The sequence below is a fragment of the Methanosarcina sp. MTP4 genome, from assembly GCF_000970045.1.
GTDB lineage: Archaea > Halobacteriota > Methanosarcinia > Methanosarcinales > Methanosarcinaceae > MTP4.
The window spans coordinates 3,538,220-3,553,208 of record NZ_CP009505.1 but is presented as its reverse complement, the minus strand read 5'-3'; the positions used below and the strand labels follow the sequence as shown (position 1 = coordinate 3,553,208).

Below are 14,989 nucleotides of genomic sequence, written 5' to 3'. Positions count from 1 at the left end.
AAGCTGGCTGAGGCTTCTTTTATTTCATTATTTCTTCTACGGTTGCAGGTTCTTCTAAGGTTTCAGGGTTTTGATCTTCTAAACTCCCAAAATTCTGGATATTTTTTTCCGGAATCAGATTAATCTTTTCCCGGCACCACTCAATAAATATATATCACTCCTGAAAGTACCTTATATCCATGACCCTTGAGCCCGTGCATATGCGGAAGATCTCGGAGCTGGCAAAACGGATTGACCGGTCGTTTGAGTATGAGGAGCCGAAGACGGCGGATGATATTTATAAGCTGCTTGAGGAGTTGAAGATAGACGGGAAGGTTATCCTGAGGGCGGTTGACCGGCTTTTCCGGGGGATGGTCAGGACGGCGCTGATGGCGCAGTGCGAGGACCCGTATCCGGTGACTTATGCGTGCGACAGCGGGAGTACGAACCCCAAGACATATGACAGCGGGCTTTTTGTTGATTTTTGTCACTGTGCGCTGGCGGCGACGCCTACGGACCTGGACGTTCAGCGGTACAGGACTATCGTGTGTGCGGCTTATTCTTCTTCCCAGAAGGTGGCAATGCAGTCGACCGAGGGCTGGGAAGAATTTGATGAAGGGATGGGGCGGGCAAAGCTGGTCAGGATTGCACCGGATGAGCTGAAGAAGAAAGCTTCGGATATGGTGCACAGCCTGGCCATGTACCTTGCGGAGTCCGAGCACATCCTTCATATGAAGGACCGGCTGGACCCTGCGGGCTTTTTCATCATGGACGGGCCGATTTATCCGAAGCAGCTCATGTACTGGGTGGTGCTGGGGGACGAGGAAGTCCAGCTCCGCCGGAATGATGATGCCCGGAAGGCTCTCCAGAATTACATTGATATCATGGACCATTTCCTGGAAAAAAGGGTCCCTGTAATCGGGTTCGTGAAAAATCCCCTCGACATGCAGATTATGGACACGGTCCGGAAAAAAGGGGCGGGCTTTGACCTGCCCTGGATGCTCGATACCCAGTTCTTCAGGAACGTCCTCTCCCTGGAAAAAGGTGCTAATGGAGGGTTCGGGCAGGGAACCGAAAATTGCAGGAATGGTAAAACAGGACATGCAAATAACGGTTCCGGAAATGCTTACATCGCTTATACAAACTGGTTCCAGCAGCCCAACAGGTTCTATGAGAAGCTGCTGAACGGGACTTCTCCCCTGGCGGCAGGCGACAAGCTCCGGGACGGGCTCCGGCACAAATTCCCGCCGGAAGATTACGCTTTATGCTTTTTCATGCTCTACGTCCCTTCAAAGGACGTGGTCTTCAAAGTGGAAGCCCCTTACGGGCTTGTAAAAGACGATTTCCTGCGGATGCAGATTACCAAAAAAGTGCTCTTCGACCTCTCTTTGCACGGCTTTCCCCTGACCCTCACGAAAGCAGACCACGTGGCAAAAATCCGGAAGGTGGAGCGGAATGAGATCGATAAATTCTTTGAAAACATGAATCCAGATACCGATTACAATGACCTGCGATGGGGTAATATAAGTGAAGTTTGAAGACGCTGACATCCTGGCTTTTGCCTCTGGCAAGACGAAAAAAACTCCGGCTCCCGATAAGGACGAAGGGGCCGAGAAAAGCACTGGAATGGAACCCAAAACCGGGAGCGAAAATTCCCCGACCGGTTCATATCGAAAAGGCCCGGACACTTTTCCCGAAGACCCTCTGGCTTCCGTCTACGGTGGGGCTGGTGGTACGGGCTCTGGTTCCGGCTCAAGTTCCGGCTCAGGTTCCGATCCGGTCTCAGGTCCCGGTTCCGATCCCGAACCAGCAGATCTGCCCTTCGAGGACTTTGGGGGCTACGATGAAGGCATTGCAACTCCTGCCGCTTCTGCGGACGAAGCTTTCGGGATCGTGACCGCCGGGATCGATCCTCTGGAAATTACCCCCGCCGGGGCAACGATTACCGGCTACATCTCCTCTTTACGGAGAAACGAAATCCGGCTTGGGGCTTACGTAGTCGTTCCGTATGAGGGTGGAGAAAAGCTCTTTGCCAGGGTAGGAAAGCTTCAGTACCGGCAGGAGTTTGCAGTGGACGACGCAACAGAACTCCATTCCCGGCGCATGCTTGGAGGCAGGGCAAGCCCGGTAAATGAGGATGACTACAAGTTTCTGGCTTACCTTGACCCCCTCTGCATCCTTTACCGGAAAGGGCAAGACACCCCTCTCTCCCGCAGGATGGCAGACAGGATCCCCCGCCCGAACACCCCGATCCTGCCTGTCAGGGACCGGCTTGAAGTTCAGACCGGGCTCAATATTCCTGAAGAGGGCATCTTCCTCGGGCACCTGAGCGTCGGGGGAGAGCTTGTAAAGACCCACTCCGAACCCGAAACCGTTGCTTACTACCTGCGAAACGACTACTCCATGGGCGATCCCCTGGTCTTCCGGCACATGCTCGTCTGTGGGAGCACGGGGACAGGAAAGACCTTCCTCACCAAAAACATCCTGCGCCAGTTCATGACCGAAAGCAACCGATACAGGCTCCGGAACTCTCCCGACGACAGGGCAAGGAAAAACCCCTGCCTTGTAATCATGGACCCCCAGGACGAATACTCCCAGATTTTTGAGGACAACGCGACCCTGACCGAGGATGACAGGTTCAGGTTTGAGTCCGAAAAGGTGGCTTATGGCCGGGTCCCCTCCACGAAAGCTTTCGTTGCAAAGGTGGAAGGGCAGACCTATCCGGGAGACAAGTCCAGGGCCGAACAGCACGAGTTTACCATTCCTTTCTCCCTTGTGGAGCACAACTCCTGGCTGATTGCCGCCACCGGGATGTCCGAACTCCAGTACATCGGGCTGGAACTGCTCCTGGGTGACTTCTTCAAATCAAGTGTGCCGCACACCTACCTGAACTTCATCTCCCACATAGACAACGAAGGTACAAGGTCCTATTATGTAGACAGCGGAAAACTCCATGAGGCCTCTTATGATGGGATCGTGCGGAGGGTCAAGAGCCGCTTCTTCTCGAAAGTTTTTGACCAGGCAGCAACCCCGATCACCGAGATACTTGACCGGATCTTCAAGCCCGGACAGATTTCCGTCTTCCCGACCGAATACATCAGCACCCCCCGGATCCGGGACCTTATCGTGCTCACCATCATGAGCCTGATCGTGGACAACAAGCTCGGTACAACCGGGACTGATGCCATCAAGAACACGCCCATCATCCTTTGTCTGGACGAAGCCCACCGTTACCTCTCCCGCGCCGGAGGCGAACATTCCCGGCTGATCATCTCCCGCTTCGCAGACGCAGCCAGGCAGGGGAGAAAAGAAGGGCTCGGGCTTTTCCTGATCACCCAGGACCCCCAGGACATCGACGACACGGTCTTCAAGCAGGTCAACACGAAACTGATCCTGAACCTCAACAATGATGCAGCCATCAGCTCCCTGAAAGTCCCCAAAGAATACGAGAGGAGGATCCCCTACCTCAAGAAGGGTCAGATGGTGGTGCACAGCCCTGACAACAGCGATATCGTGGAAATTATCGGACTCTCAAAATGCGTTGTGAAACACCAGTGATTGTGAAACACCAGTTAAATTCTGAAAAAACTGTCCGCAGGACGAAGAACCAGTAAAAAAGCAGTTTTGGATGAAGCAGTTTCGGATAAATCAACTTTGGTATATAATTTTGGTAGAAGGTTTTGCACATTGCCTGAATGAAAACAGGCATGTGCTTTGTCTTCCTTTTTCGCGTCCTTTTCTCAACGTTTTTTTCGACGCAGCTATTTATTTTTGACTTTTCAGTTTCTCTTTCTTTTTATCTGTTTCAAACCTGGTCGAAAAGGTCTATGTTATCCAGGACGTTCTTTATATTCCAGTAGACGAAATCTTTGTAAGCCTTCGGCTTCGGGATGTCGTAAATCGCCATGCCTCCGACATTCCAGGCGACATTTATGATAAGTTCACTCTTCTGCAGTTCGTCCACGAACTCTTTGAGCTTGCTGAAGTCATCGATTCTCTCTCTCCAGTCCGCAGCCCTGAGTTCGCTGTCCTTGTCCTCCGTGGTCATCTCATATTTCTGCAGGGCAAAAGAATAGGTCTCGAGGAGTTCGATGTTTATGTGTGAGATATTCCTGACAATCGGGGTGCCTTCCCTCATGCTGGCTTTCAGCCTGTCAATGAAGGCAAAGAGTTCAGCAGATTTCAGGGTGTCGTCGGCTAATTTTTCTTTTAAAGCTTTCATCTGTTCTTCCATGGTATTCTACCCCTAGTTAAAAAGGCCCAAATGGCACAAGGTCTCAATGAATGAGAAAGAGTGTAATCCACTCCTCTAAAATAAGATAGTAAGTTTTCTGTATTAAAATTATCCATCATTTATAAAGATAACAGTTAAATATAATTATTTTTATTATGCAGCTCATATATAATGTCGTCCTTTGGAGCTCCAGCTTTATTAAAAAAGTATAAGAAATCTGATGGGATAGCGCGGATTTGAACCGCAGTCCAAGCGTCCCAAACGCTCGAGGATGGACCAAGCTACCCTACTATCCCGCAGAGTACTTGCTCTCAAAGGATATTATCCTTTATATATCTTTCGTTAGAAAACGGGTTTGTTCCCTGCGTTTTTTTGTTCTCTTCAGGACATATGTGTACCTTTACTTCCCCTATCTTTCCCATTTTCTTCTCTTTTTTCTTTCTCGTTTACCTTTCCCTTCTACCTTTCCCGTTTACCTTTCCCTTCTCTCTTTCCTGTCTTCTTTTACCATCTTTTTTCCTGTTTTCTATCATTCCCAGCGGCGGTAGATTTCGTTTTCTATTCCTAGCAGGTCAAGGACTCTTCCGGTCATTATGTCCACAAGGTCTTCGATGGTTTTCGGCCTGGAATAAAAGCCAGGGCAGGCCGGGAGAATGCTTGCCCCTGCCCTTTTGGCTCTGAGCATGTTTTCGAGATGGATTAGGTTCAGCGGGGTTTCCCTGGTCATAAGGATGAGTTTTCGTTCCTCTTTCAGGCAGACGTCCGCAGCCCTGGTCAGGAGAGTGTCCGAAATCCCGTTTGCGACTGCCCCCAGGGTCTTCATACTGCAGGGAGCGATGACCATTCCCCCCGTTACGTGAGACCCGCTGGCAATCGGGGATGAAAAGTCTTTCTGGGCATAGCTCCAGCTTGCCAGTTTTTCTACCTCTCCGGGAGAGTAGTCCGTTTCGATTTCTATGATCTGCTTTGCGGCTTCTGTCAGCACCAGATGGGTTTTTATTTCCTTTTCCGCCAGCACTTCAAGCAGGCGTATTCCGTACTGGACTCCCGAAGCCCCGCTTATCCCTACCGTGATTTCCATTATTTCTTCTCCCCCACTGTGTTGTTTGATCTTTCGTAGAAGGTGATGAAGCTTTTTACCATTTCGTCCGAAACCGATATCGTATCCCTGATTTCTTCCGGGGTAATGTCGTCCAGATGGATCCCGACAATGAACACCGTTGTTTGCCGGGTCGCCTTACTCACATGCCTGGCGCCCTGCAGGGCGATCTGTTCTTCCCGGTGTCCGGGGAGGCTGATCACGGACGAGCTTGCTCTCTGGCTCTTTTCGTCAAAAACTCCTACGGCAACTGCCCCAGCATGCTCTTTTCCGCCCATCAGGGTCAGCAGGTAGTCGTTTCCCAGTTTTTTCGCATCAAGTATGAGTTCGGCTCGGCCTACTTTCCTTGTAATCTGGATCAAAAATCTGCCCCTCCAATCTTTTTCTTTAAGGGAATCTTAACCACAAAAGGTTATTAAGTTTATCAGGGTCTTTGAGGGCCCGGCTTTCAAGAGTCCTTAACTTTCAGATTTTTGAACTTTCAGATTTTCGCTTTCAGATTTCTATTCTATTTCTCTTTCTGAGTTTTGAACTTTCAGGGCTCTGAGAACCCGACTTTCCAGAACCTGGTTGCATAAATCTTTCAAAAAAGTCTGACCTATCCTGTTTTTATCCTGGATGGTTTTATCTCCGGCTTCATGTTCGGTTTTATATTCAGGACTTTCTTAGAGGTCGCTCAGTTTGAACTGTTTTATAGTCTTTTTGACGTCAAAAACTTCTCTTGCAGCTTTGCCAACAGCTTCACAGTGCTCTTTCGGGGTGTAGACTCCCATTCTCCAATTGTCCATGTGGGCTTGCTGCAGGATGGATATGAAATGAGATGCTTCGTTCAGGGGGACCATCCGGCTGTCGGTCTTTATCAGCGCCCGCATTTCCAGCATCTCCGGCATTTTAGGGATGTCAACCAGGATATCTTTCGGGTCCACGCCTGCTAGTTCTGCAATCTCGTTTTCCACCCTGGAGGTCTTGCCGCGGTGTTTGAGCACGCTTTTTCCAACCGCGTCCAGGCCTGCGTAGAGTGCGCGTTTGTAGAGCTGGCGGGAATCCAGCCTTCTTGCAAGTTCTCCCCCGTGTCCCCTGGATTTCCGCATGGCAGCTACAAGGTCAATGTCGTCCATCTGCCTGAGCCCGGCAGGATCCAGTTCCCCGTTTTCTATCATATCTTCAACTGCTGTAGAACACATGGCTTCCGAGATCCTGGTCACGTGATGGTAATAAACGGAAGTGTTCATCCAGAAGCGGGAGACCAGCAGGGACTCTGCGGCTTTCAGCCCTCCCTGGGCCACGACAAGCCTGTTTTCGTAAAACTGCATCTGGTTGATCAGGCGGTTGTAGTCCACGACCCCGAAGGCAACCCCGGTATAGTGGGCGTCCCGGACCAGGTAGTCCATCCTGTCCACGTCAATCTCGCTGCTCAGGATCTGCCCGATTGAGGTCTCTCCTTTGATGTGTTTTGCGAGGTTCCCGGAGGAGAGGCCGTATTTGTCCAGCACATCTTTGATTTCTCCTTTCCCGAGGATTTCCCTCACATCGTCGTGCCTGCGCCGGGTGTATTTGTCGATGATGTTCTCGGTCACATGGGAAAAGGGGCCGTGCCCGACATCGTGCAGAAGGGACGCTGCTCTCAGTTCGTTCTTCTTCTCCTCGTCTACGGTGTTGACGTTTTTCATGAGCATGGAGGCAAGGTGCATAACCCCGAGAGAGTGTTCGAAGCGGGTGTGGTTTGCTCCGGGGTAGACGAGGTTGGAATAGCCAAGCTGTCTGACTCTCCTGAGGCGCTGCATCTGGGGGGTAGCCAGAATTTCCTGGACAATCTCGTCCAGTTCGATATAACCGTGCACGGGATCAAGGACGACCGTCATCATTCTTTAGACAGATGTCATTATATATTGCCGTTTCTATTATTTCTAGTACAATCGGTTTTGCAATCGATTCTTGCCCCGGGCGAAAATGAAGGCGAAACCCGGAAAGCAGATCATTAAATCCAAAAGTTCACTCCATGATTTATCAAGCTTTGAATCCAAAGTTGAACCAATCCAGAAATGGTAACAGGAATAAGGGAATTATCATGATTATATTTTCAGGCGGCACCGGAACTCCTAAACTCCTTGACGGGCTCAGGGAATTTCTCCCTCCCGATGAACTGACCGTTGTTGTGAACACTGCCGAAGACCTCTGGGTCTCGGGAAACCTCATTTCCCCTGATCTGGATACAGTGCTCTACCTCTTCTCAGACCAGATCGACCGGAAAAAGTGGTGGGGAATCGAAAGCGACACTTTCCGGACCCACGAACGCATGCAGGAACTCGGGATAGATGAGGGGATGAAGCTCGGCGACCGGGACCGTTCAACCCATATTATCCGCTCAAACCTGCTCAGGGACGGGGCCACCTTAAGTGAGGCAACCGAAAAGCTCACCTCCCTTTTCAATATCGGGGCAAAAATCCTCCCAATGTCGGATGACCATGTTTCCACTTACATCGAGACCCCGGAAGGAACAATGCATTTCCAGGAATTCTGGGTAGGAAAGCACGGGGAACCCGAGGTTCTTGGGGTGGATATCCGGGGAGTTTCCGAAGCCTCAATCCCGAAAAAAGTGCTCGAAGCCTTTGAAAACGATGAAAAGGTCCTGATAGGCCCGAGCAATCCCATTACGAGCATCGGCCCGATAATCTCTCTGCCCGGGATGAAAGACCTCCTGAAAAAGAAAAAAGTCCTTGCTCTCAGCCCTATAATTGGGAACGCTCCGGTAAGCGGACCTGCAGGCAAACTCATGCAAGCCTGCGGGCTTGAGATCTCCTCTGTCGGAGTTGCGGAATACTACCAGGACTTCCTTGATGCCTTCATCTTCGATGAAAGGGACAGCGCAGACGAGTATGCCTTCGAAAAGATCGGGTGCCGGGCTTCCAGGGCGGATACTCTTATGACTTCGCGGGAAAAGAGCATGGAACTTGCAGAGATTGTGCTGGAAATCTTCGATGAAATGGGCTGAAGCCTGAAAAGGTTCTTTATATCTTATTTTTCACTTTTTCCTTTTCCTTTTCCTTTTTCCCTCTCCCTTTCCCTTTCTTTTCTCTCCTTTCTTTTCTCTCCTTTCTTTTCTCTCCTTTCCTTTTTCCTTCTCCTTTTTTCTCTGGGTTTTGCTCTAGTACTTTTTATTCACATTTCTCTATTTTCTATTTTTTATTTTTTCGCTGTGACATATTTCTGGATAAATTCGTAATGTTTATGTATTACTTTACTAATCATTTGTAACAAATATGCATATTATGTTATTTCTTAATGTGCATATTTGCGAATTTGCTCTAATTTCATATGTGGTCCCTGGTTTCATATCATTTTATGGTTCCAGGATCGTGAGAGTTAATGCTGTGGATTTGACGTTTGAAAATTTGGAGAGTAATTATGAAACAAACGAAAATGCTGCATTTTATGTGCCTTGCTGCACTTGTTTTCTTGTTGTTTGCCCTGCCTGCATCGGCAGGAGATGACGGGTTGATGGCTCAGGTTTTTGATGCTGCCGAAGAAGAACTCGGAGAGCTTGATGCAGAAAATATTCTTGTTGTAACGGACATTGGTTCCCCTGCTGAATCTTATGCTTATCTGAATGATTTCTATTCAGAGTTTTATGGAAACGGGCTCCTTTACACGAAGAATCTTCTGGTAGTCCAGAACTCCAGAAACAGCCCTTTCTGGTTTGCTTTCTTCGATAAGAGTAGTGGAAACTGTGTTTTTATTGAAGTTTCCTATGGAGATTCAGAAGAAATTAACTATCAGGTAACCGAAAATATCAACTTTGAGGAACTTTCCGCTGATGAGGATTCCATAGCTGCGTGGAATGGAAAGATCTCTGAAAAGGTATTCAAGGGCCGTGAATTTGCCATAGTGACCATCACCAACGCCTGGGCGACAGGGAATCTTGATTACGAACTTATGCAGTGCCTGGAACTGCACAATCACTTCTGTCCCGGAGTTTCCAGCGGTTACGTGCTTGCAAACTGGATGGAAGAAAACTATCCGCTTGAAGAAGGGGTAAGTTATACTGTTTTCTCCTGCCCTCAGTGGTGTAAAGATGATGTTTTTGTAAAGCGCTGGGATGCCACCCCTGGAAAGGGAGGTATATGGGTTTCTGAATTGACAGATGAAGAAGTAGAGGCAATTGGAAACTCCCCTGCTGGAATTTTCGTTGTTAAGGATAAGAATGCCGGAACTCTGAAGGCAGTGGCACTCGGATTTGACTTCGATATTGTGAGTGCGCAGTGTGGGGCAAAAGACGGTGATCCTTCATGGATTTCAAAATATCTGATGGACCTCTGGCTTATGGACAGGGAAAACTGGGATGAGGAAGGCCTTGTTACGGAAATTGCAGTCATTGACATTGATAAGGAGGCCCTGAACGAAATGAAAATGGCGGGTGTCAATCCCTATGTAGTCCTCGGGCTGCTCAACTCAACAGGAAATGGCAATTCCTCAGTTGGTAACTTGGAGCTGATGACTCAGGTCTTTGACGTTGCCGAAGCAAAGCTGGGAGTTCTCGGGCCTGAAAACACTCTTATAATCACGGACCTTGGTTCCCCTGCAGATTCTGATGTTTTTCTGGACTACTTCTATTCGGAGTTTTATGATAGGGAGTTACTGTATACGGAGAACCTGCTTGTAGTCCAGAATGCAAGGAACGCCCCTCTCTGGTTTGCTTTCTTTGACAAATCCAGCGGGAACTGCGCTTATATCGAGGTTTCATACGGAGATGAGAATGAGATCAGCTATCAGGTGATCGAAAATATAGACTTTGAGGGCCTTTCCAAAAACCAGAGGACCATAGATGCCTGGAGTGAAAAAGTAAGCTCAAAAGTTTTTGATGGGCGCGAATTTGCCATTCTTACAATCTGTAATGCTTGGGCCACTGGAGATCTTGATTATGAACTCATGCAGTGCTTGGAACTGCACAATCACTTCTGTCCGGGAGTTTCAAGCGGCTATGTACTTGCAAACTGGATGGAAGAGAATTACCCGCTTGAAGAAGGGGTAAGTTATACTGTTTTCTCCTCTCCTCAGTGGTGTAAGGATGATGTTTTCTTAAAGCGCTGGGATGCCACTCCCGGAAAAAGTGGTATCTGGGTCTCTGAATTGAGTGATGAAGAAATTGAGGCAATTAACGACTCCCTTGCTGGAATTTTCGTTGTTAGGGATCGAAATGCCGGAACTCTTAAGGCAGTGGTGCTTGGATATAACTCTGATATTGCGAATGCGCAGTGCAGGGCAAAAGATGGTGATCCCATATGGGTCTCGAAGTATCTAAAAGACGTCTGGCTTATGGATCCGGATAACTGGGAAGGTCTTGTTACGGAAATCGCAGTCATTGATATTGATGGGGATACTCTTACCGATATGGAACTTGCAGATACAAATCCCTATGAAGTTCTTGGACTGCTCAACTCGACAGGGAACACCAGCACCTGAAATGGAGTTTCTGAAATAGGGAGCTGGATTAATACGTCTAAAACAGGGTAATATGCCAGGAACTGATGATTTAAAGCTTTTGAAGTTTTTTTCACCCATTTCTTTTTTACCCTGATTTCTCTTTTATCTTTCGTGGGTTTTAAATATCCCCTTACCTTTAATTACCCCTTACCTTTAATTATCCCTTACCTTTAATTATCCCTTACCTTTAATTATCCCTTACCTTTAATTATCCCTTACCTTTAATTATCCCTTACCTTTAATTATCCCTTACCTTTAATTATCCCTTACCTTTAATTATCCCTTACCTTTAATTATCCCTTACCTTTAATTATCCCTTACCTTTAATTATCCCTTACCTTTAATTATCCCTTACCTTTATTATCCTTATATTTATTAACACTGACTTAATTATTTATTACAAATTCTCCTGCATCCCGGTGTAAATGGAAATAACATTCGGAAAACCAAAGCTATATCAAGTACTTCAATGCTTTCTGAATTCGATTTATCCTTCCCGAAAGCGGGTTTATTCAGCCGTATCCGCATCGAGATGCAGTATCATCTCGGGGGCAGGATCTAATTTCAGGACTTTTTACTTCCCGGAATATTCCGACAGCCAAAAAGAGCTAAGACCATGCTTGAAAGACTGACAAGTTCACTTTTGAATGCTCCTGTAATCAAACGAGGAGAATACAATTACTTCATCCATCCCATTTCGGACGGCGTACCGTCAATTGACCCCCTTCTGGTGGAAGAAATTTCCGATTATATCCTGGAAATTGCCAACACGGACGTGGACACCGTCCTCACGGTTGAAGCCATGGGCATCCCGGTGGCAAATGCCCTGTCCCTGAAAACGGGACTGCCTCTAACTATTGTCCGTAAGCGTCCCTATTTCCTTGAAGGAGAGGTCGAACTTTCCCAGAGTACCGGATACTCGAAAGGGGCACTCTACATCAACGGATTAAAGAAAGGGGATCGGGTCCTGATAGTGGACGATGTTATCAGTACCGGGGGCACTCTCCTTGCCCTGGTTAATGCCCTCAAGAAGATGGGCGTCGAAGTCCTGGACGTTGTCTCGGTTATCGGGCGTGGGGAAGGTTTCCTGAAGTTAAAGGAACTGGGTGTTGAGCCCAAGATTCTCGTCACCATTGATGTTAGCGAGAAAGGTGTGGAGATCAAGGATGTCTGTTGCGATAAGTGAAGCTTTTGATTTCAGGCTTGATTATCTCATCGATGTGATCCGGGACACGGGCGCAAAAGTCGTTGGCTTCCAGTTCCCCGAAGGGCTCAAGCGCAAAGGTCCGGAACTTGCAAGGCTGGTCGAAGAGGCCACAGGTGCGGAAATTCTCATTTCAGGAGACCCCTGTTTCGGGGCTTGCGACCTGGACCTGATCCTGCTTGGGTACGTGGACCTCCTCTTCCATTTCGGGCATGCCGAACTTGAGGACACGAAACTCTCCGAGAAGGTCTACTTCATCGAGGCCCGCTCTGCGGTGGACGTCCTGCCTGTGGTTGAAAAAGCTCTTTTAGAGTTGCGGGGTCAGAGGATCGGGCTGATAAGCACTGTCCAGCATGTCCATAAGCTTCCCGAGGTCTGCAAAGTGCTCGAAGCCCGGGGGAAGACCTGCGTGCTCGAGCGCGGGGATTCCAGGCTTGCCTACCCCGGACAGGTGCTGGGCTGCAATTTTTCGACTGCAAGGGCAGAAGCCTGTGATGAGTACTTATATATAGGAAGTGGGGATTTCCACCCCCTTGGCGTAGCCCTTTCCACAAAAAAGCGCGTTCTTGCTGCAGACCCTTTCTCCGGGGAAGTCCGGGAAGTCGACCCTTCCAGGGTGCTCAGGCAGAGGAGTGCGGTTATCGCCAAATCCCTTGACGCGAAAGTTTTCGGGATAATCGTTTCAAGCAAAAACGGACAGGCAAGAATGGACCTTGCAACTTCCCTTAAAAAGCTTGCAAAAAAGCATGGAAAAGAGGCTCATCTTATCCTGATCGACCTGGTGACGCCCGACCAGATGCTCCAGTTCAAGGTAGGCGCTTTCATAAATACCGCCTGTCCCAGGCTGGCTGTCGATGAGGTCGGACGCTTTCCCGCCCCGATGCTAACTCCCCAGGAGTTTGAGATTGTACTGGGAGTCCGGGAATGGGAAGATCTCGTACTGGATGAAATAACGGAAGAGCCGTTGCAGCTAAAATAGAAACATTGAAGCTGAAACAGAGCCATCGAAGCTGGAACAGAACCTGGATTTTATCCTTAATTTTCAGGTGGATAGGTATATATTTATAATGTATGATGACGCAAAATGAAACAGAGAAAACTTGAAATGCTGCTGGAGGAAATCGAGGGCTTTGCAAAGCCCGAACTCGAGCTTGAGCAGTATCCGACTCCTGCTCTCCTGGCTGCGGAAATCCTGCATTTTGCTTATATGCAGGGGGACCTTGCAACTTCGGTTCAGGACCTGGGCTGCGGGACCGGAATCCTGGCAATAGGGGCAAAGCTCCTGGGAACGGAAAAGACCGTGGGATATGATCTGGACCCAAAAGCTATTGAGCTTGCAAAAAATAATGCTGAAAAGTTAAAAGTAGAGGTCGAATTTGTCTGTTCGGACGTTTCGGAAGTGACCGAACATGTCAAAACAACGCTTATGAACCCTCCTTTCGGGGCCAGGGTCAAAGGCAAGGACAGGCCCTTTCTTTCGGCAGCGTTAAGAACTAGCGAGGTTATATACTCAATCCACAACCGCGGAAGTTTTGCTTTTATCCAAAAGTTCATTAAGCCTGCGGTCATTACACATTCTTACGTTGCAAAGTTTCCCATCAAACGGACTTTTGATTTCCACAAAAAAGAGCGAGAAATTATCGAAGTGGAGATTTACAGGATTGCTGTTCCATAATGCGAAAATCCCTTCTCTTAGCCGTTTTACGGGAATGCGGGTCGAAAATATACAGCATGAATTCATAATATAGAATGCATACGTAGAATGTATACATAGAATGCATACGTAGAGTATTTAATTTGTGCTATAGGATGCATAAAGTCAGATACATTACATCAAATCCACAAAATCATATGGCATCAGATGTGTAATGTGGAGGCATCAGATGCGTTATGTGGAATGCATATCTCTGGGATGCCCATCTCTGAAATATATAATATCTGAAACGTGCATTCTGTCGTGAATGCATATCAATGTGTGCCAGGGTGTTCCGAGACTTATATACGTGCGCCTAACCCGATGCCTGCCGGATACCTACCCGGACGCCGTACCTGCAGAGAAGAGATATTTCAGGCATCGCTGAATTTCCCTTTAAACTCTCATTCAGGAGAGAAATATCATACCGGGAAAGTCACTATTTACTATCATTCGAATGAGGGATTATGATTAGAATCCGAAAAAATAAAACTACAAGAAAAAAATTAACCGGTCCTCAAACCGGAAAGCCAGTTGCCGAGAAAGCGGGGCCAAAAGCCACAGAAAATAAGGAGCAGGGCAAAAAAAGAAGGTTCCCCTACTCAAAAGATTCGAGAGGACAGAAGGATATGAGAGGAAAGAGGGATGTGAGGCCTTCTCCAAGGTTTCCGGAAGAACCCAAAGTAAGGGAAGAGGATCTTGAAAAGGGGGCTTTTGTCTTACCCGGGGAACTTGTCGGGACTACCGAGGAATTCAGGGCAGGAGAAGGTACAACCGTAATTACGGGTGACATCTATTCCAGCGCTACCGGGTACGTATACATTGACAGAAAATCCCGGATTGTCACTGTCCGGCCTTCCACAAACACCCCTAACATAATGAAGGTAGGGGACATCATTTTCGGGAAGATTACGGATGTCCGGGAATCCGGGGCAATGGTTGAGTTTGCAGGGATTGAAGGCAAAGCCGACAGGAAAATTGTTAATGCGACAAGACTTGGAGATATCCATGTTTCTAACGTGCGTGACTCCTATGTCAAGAGGCTTGCTAACGAGTTCAGGCCCCTGGATATCGTTCGGGCCAGGGTTATTGACCTCGATAGACTTCGCCTCACAACAGCCGAGAACTCCCTGGGTGTCATGAAAGCCTACTGCTCAAACTGCAAAGGGGAACTCGTACTAGACAAAGACAGGAAAAAGCTTAAATGCCCCGTCTGCGATAGAACTGAAACCCGTAAACTTGCGGTTGACTACGGGAAGGGAATTAAATAAGTTTTCTTTTCTCTTCCGAACCGTATTT

12 protein-coding genes and 1 tRNA gene are annotated in these 14,989 nt (G+C 48.1%); 8 read left to right on the top strand and 5 right to left on the bottom strand.

Annotation, left to right across the window (positions count from 1 at the left end; genetic code table 11):
- Nucleotides 1-179 precede the first annotated feature (179 nt).
- Together MSMTP_RS14910 and MSMTP_RS14905 are read left to right on the top strand one after the other, a co-directional pair.
- On the top strand, nucleotides 180-1,517 hold the full coding sequence (locus MSMTP_RS14910) for a DNA double-strand break repair nuclease NurA (RefSeq protein ID WP_048181017.1): 1,338 nt from the start codon (nucleotides 180-182) through the stop codon (nucleotides 1,515-1,517).
- Nucleotides 1,507-3,537: an ATP-binding protein gene (locus MSMTP_RS14905; RefSeq protein ID WP_048181014.1), complete on the top strand. Its 2,031-nt coding sequence runs from the start codon at nucleotides 1,507-1,509 to the stop codon at nucleotides 3,535-3,537. The genes MSMTP_RS14910 and MSMTP_RS14905 overlap by 11 nt, the downstream gene beginning before the upstream one ends.
- Nucleotides 3,538-3,784: 247 nt before the next feature.
- Here the strand turns inward: MSMTP_RS14905 and MSMTP_RS14900 are convergent, their stop codons facing one another.
- From MSMTP_RS14900 to MSMTP_RS14880, 5 genes are all read right to left on the bottom strand, one after another.
- Complete coding sequence (locus tag MSMTP_RS14900) at nucleotides 3,785-4,213, bottom strand: hypothetical protein (protein ID WP_048181012.1); 429 nt, start codon at nucleotides 4,211-4,213, stop codon at nucleotides 3,785-3,787.
- 221 nt (nucleotides 4,214-4,434) lie between these two features.
- Nucleotides 4,435-4,509 (bottom strand) — tRNA-Pro (locus MSMTP_RS14895).
- 233 nt (nucleotides 4,510-4,742) lie between these two features.
- Nucleotides 4,743-5,294: a UbiX family flavin prenyltransferase gene (locus MSMTP_RS14890; protein WP_048181010.1), complete on the bottom strand. Its 552-nt coding sequence runs from the start codon at nucleotides 5,292-5,294 to the stop codon at nucleotides 4,743-4,745.
- A complete protein-coding gene (locus MSMTP_RS14885) occupies nucleotides 5,294-5,674 on the bottom strand; it encodes a hypothetical protein (protein WP_048181008.1) in 381 nt (126 codons plus the stop codon). The genes MSMTP_RS14890 and MSMTP_RS14885 overlap by 1 nt, the downstream gene beginning before the upstream one ends.
- Nucleotides 5,675-5,977: 303 nt before the next feature.
- Nucleotides 5,978-7,174: an HD domain-containing protein gene (locus MSMTP_RS14880; protein ID WP_048181006.1), complete on the bottom strand. Its 1,197-nt coding sequence runs from the start codon at nucleotides 7,172-7,174 to the stop codon at nucleotides 5,978-5,980.
- A 206-nt stretch (nucleotides 7,175-7,380) separates the two neighbouring features.
- On the opposite strand from MSMTP_RS14880, the gene cofD reads away from it, so the two are divergent.
- The 6 genes from cofD (at nucleotide 7,381) to MSMTP_RS14850 (ending at nucleotide 14,961) form a co-directional block, all read left to right on the top strand.
- The gene (gene cofD / locus MSMTP_RS14875) at nucleotides 7,381-8,304 is read left to right on the top strand and encodes a 2-phospho-L-lactate transferase (protein ID WP_048181003.1); all 924 of its coding nucleotides are present in this window, start codon (nucleotides 7,381-7,383) and stop codon (nucleotides 8,302-8,304) included.
- A 413-nt stretch (nucleotides 8,305-8,717) separates the two neighbouring features.
- Nucleotides 8,718-10,772 carry an FmdE family protein gene (locus tag MSMTP_RS14870; RefSeq protein WP_048181000.1) on the top strand — a complete coding sequence of 685 codons (2,055 nt, stop codon included), beginning with the start codon at nucleotides 8,718-8,720 and terminating at the stop codon, nucleotides 10,770-10,772.
- A gap of 637 nt (nucleotides 10,773-11,409) precedes the next feature.
- On the top strand, nucleotides 11,410-11,979 hold the full coding sequence (hpt, locus tag MSMTP_RS14865; protein ID WP_048180997.1) for a hypoxanthine/guanine phosphoribosyltransferase: 570 nt from the start codon (nucleotides 11,410-11,412) through the stop codon (nucleotides 11,977-11,979).
- Entirely contained in the window at nucleotides 11,960-12,976 is a 1,017-nt protein-coding gene (gene dph2, locus MSMTP_RS14860; RefSeq protein WP_048180994.1) for a diphthamide biosynthesis enzyme Dph2, read from the top strand. The genes hpt and dph2 overlap by 20 nt, the downstream gene beginning before the upstream one ends.
- 105 nt (nucleotides 12,977-13,081) lie before the next feature.
- Nucleotides 13,082-13,672: an METTL5 family protein gene (locus MSMTP_RS14855; RefSeq protein ID WP_048180991.1), complete on the top strand. Its 591-nt coding sequence runs from the start codon at nucleotides 13,082-13,084 to the stop codon at nucleotides 13,670-13,672.
- 647 nt (nucleotides 13,673-14,319) lie between these two features.
- A complete protein-coding gene (locus MSMTP_RS14850; RefSeq protein ID WP_231582810.1) occupies nucleotides 14,320-14,961 on the top strand; it encodes an exosome complex RNA-binding protein Csl4 in 642 nt (213 codons plus the stop codon).
- Nucleotides 14,962-14,989 lie beyond the last annotated feature (28 nt).

Bases quoted from the DNA above. Each gene is read 5' to 3' on its own strand.
- MSMTP_RS14855 (WP_048180991.1), top strand. From the start codon at position 13,082: ATGAAACAGAGAAAACTTGAAATGCTGCTGGAGGAAATCGAGGGCTTT.
- MSMTP_RS14870 (WP_048181000.1), top strand. From the start codon at position 8,718: ATGAAACAAACGAAAATGCTGCATTTTATGTGCCTTGCTGCACTTGTT.
- dph2 (WP_048180994.1), top strand. From the start codon at position 11,960: ATGTCTGTTGCGATAAGTGAAGCTTTTGATTTCAGGCTTGATTATCTC.
- MSMTP_RS14900 (WP_048181012.1), bottom strand. From the start codon at position 4,213: ATGGAAGAACAGATGAAAGCTTTAAAAGAAAAATTAGCCGACGACACC.
- MSMTP_RS14910 (WP_048181017.1), top strand. From the start codon at position 180: ATGACCCTTGAGCCCGTGCATATGCGGAAGATCTCGGAGCTGGCAAAA.
- MSMTP_RS14890 (WP_048181010.1), bottom strand. From the start codon at position 5,294: ATGGAAATCACGGTAGGGATAAGCGGGGCTTCGGGAGTCCAGTACGGA.
- MSMTP_RS14850 (WP_231582810.1), top strand. From the start codon at position 14,320: ATGAGAGGAAAGAGGGATGTGAGGCCTTCTCCAAGGTTTCCGGAAGAA.
- MSMTP_RS14880 (WP_048181006.1), bottom strand. From the start codon at position 7,174: ATGACGGTCGTCCTTGATCCCGTGCACGGTTATATCGAACTGGACGAG.
- hpt (WP_048180997.1), top strand. From the start codon at position 11,410: ATGCTTGAAAGACTGACAAGTTCACTTTTGAATGCTCCTGTAATCAAA.
- cofD (WP_048181003.1), top strand. From the start codon at position 7,381: ATGATTATATTTTCAGGCGGCACCGGAACTCCTAAACTCCTTGACGGG.